This window comes from Microseira wollei NIES-4236 (genome assembly GCF_020521235.1).
GTDB classification, from domain to species: domain Bacteria; phylum Cyanobacteriota; class Cyanobacteriia; order Cyanobacteriales; family Aerosakkonemataceae; genus Microseira; species Microseira wollei.
Genome location: NZ_BLAY01000424.1, coordinates 1 through 1571, shown reverse-complemented (window position 1 = coordinate 1571; position 1571 = coordinate 1). Strand labels below are relative to the sequence as shown.

Here is a 1571-nt window from a genome sequence, read left to right as displayed (position 1 = left end):
CGAATACCAACATCGCTACGTCGCTATATCTGACGTAAAACATTCTACCATAGATCCTGTCCGCAATTCATCTCACCGCCAAAGGTCGTACCGTTATGGCGGGAGCCTTCTTGCGGTTGAAGGTAAACATAATCGATAAGCGCAACTGCTTGAGGCGGAGAGTTCTAATTTCTTTTAGGGCAACCTGAGCGCATTTGTGAAAGCGTTGCAAAAAGAAGTCGCCTAGCCCAAAGACTCGGATTTCCTTAGCAGCATTGGCTTCGGTTGCGATTCGGAGGTAGTAGTCCATTTCCTGGGCTGCTTTTGAGTGGTCGATCGCGATCTCAGCTTTGAGTCGATTCAAGCGTTGCTCTGCTATAAGGTGGGGTAGAAACGTTCCAACCAAAACTATCGAGAGTAGAGGCTGTAGCCTCGCCAATAGCAGAAGTAGTCCAGCCAAGGTTATAAGTGTTCCCACCCCCTGCTGTAGCTGACGAAACAAGCGCGGTGAATAATAAGCGGCTTGCTTAGAAAAACGTAAATCTGTATGAAAGTCTGGACTCTCGATGCGATAAAGATCCAGCAACCTGGTGCCAGCCTCCATAAGCCATCGATCTACTTCTGCCACTGCCCGATTTTCTAGCCAAGCTGATAACAACTCTTGAATAGGCTCCAGACCCGCAGCGATCGCTAAAGTACCTGCATAAACCGCAGCAAGTAGGATAATTCTGGCAAGCACTTCAGAAGTGTTTTGTAGACCTCCAGGAAGCGCATCAACTAGATACTTGGACAACCAAACCTGGAACACAGGCAGAAGCTTGAGGAAAACTACGATGAAAATGTACCCAGTTGCAGCAAAAGGGGTAGCTCTTGCAACCATTACCAGTCCACGTCCGCATAGCCCGATCCAATTCATCAGCCCAACTCCTCAGTTGTTTGGTAACCGTACTGTAATGCTTGTAGTTTGTATAGGCGGGCATATTCACCGTTAAGCGCCATCAGCTCAGCGTGACTCCCTATCTCTTGAATTCGTCCATTGGCTAGGTAAAGAATCCGATCCGCCATACGAACAGCTGACAAGCGATGACTTATTAGAACAGTAATGCGATTGCAGCTCAGCTGGGAAAAACGCTTGTATATGTCATGTTCAGTTTCAATATCTTGGGCTGAAGTTGGTTCATCAAGAACCTGGATCTGGCTATGGCGCATAAATGCTCGTGCCAGCGCCAGCTTCTGCCACTCCCCTCCGGATAACTGCCGTTGACCAAACTCGCTACCTAAAAGCGTATCCAAGCCTTTGGGAAGCTCCTCGATTAGAGCTTTAGCATCTGCTTGCTCGACCGCACAAATGATGCGCTCTCGGCTTTCAATTGATTTAACTAATGGGGAGTTTGAGGGGCTATAAGTCCCGCGCTCTACCTGTAAGGTGAGCGTCGGGATACATGGACACCTCAAGGCTGTTTCCCTGGCTCAATGCCACCGAAACAGCCTTGGAAAGGCAACCTTTTGATACAGTCCCCAATCAACTCTGCACTGGATCTTCCTCAATCATCACGCCTGTAGTAGAAATATGCTACACTAATGCTATCAGC

General features: G+C 48.3%; 2 protein-coding genes. Both read right to left on the bottom strand.

The genetic code is table 11. The features are described from left to right. Positions 1-67: 67 nt before the first annotated feature. Positions 68-895, bottom strand: a complete 828-nt coding sequence (locus tag MiSe_RS48970) for an ABC transporter ATP-binding protein (protein WP_226594783.1) — start codon at positions 893-895, stop codon at positions 68-70. Then, positions 895-1434 carry an ATP-binding cassette domain-containing protein gene (locus MiSe_RS48965; RefSeq protein WP_226594781.1) on the bottom strand — a complete coding sequence of 180 codons (540 nt, stop codon included), beginning with the start codon at positions 1432-1434 and terminating at the stop codon, positions 895-897. Before MiSe_RS48965 ends, MiSe_RS48970 begins: the two co-directional genes overlap by 1 nt. Positions 1435-1571 lie beyond the last annotated feature (137 nt).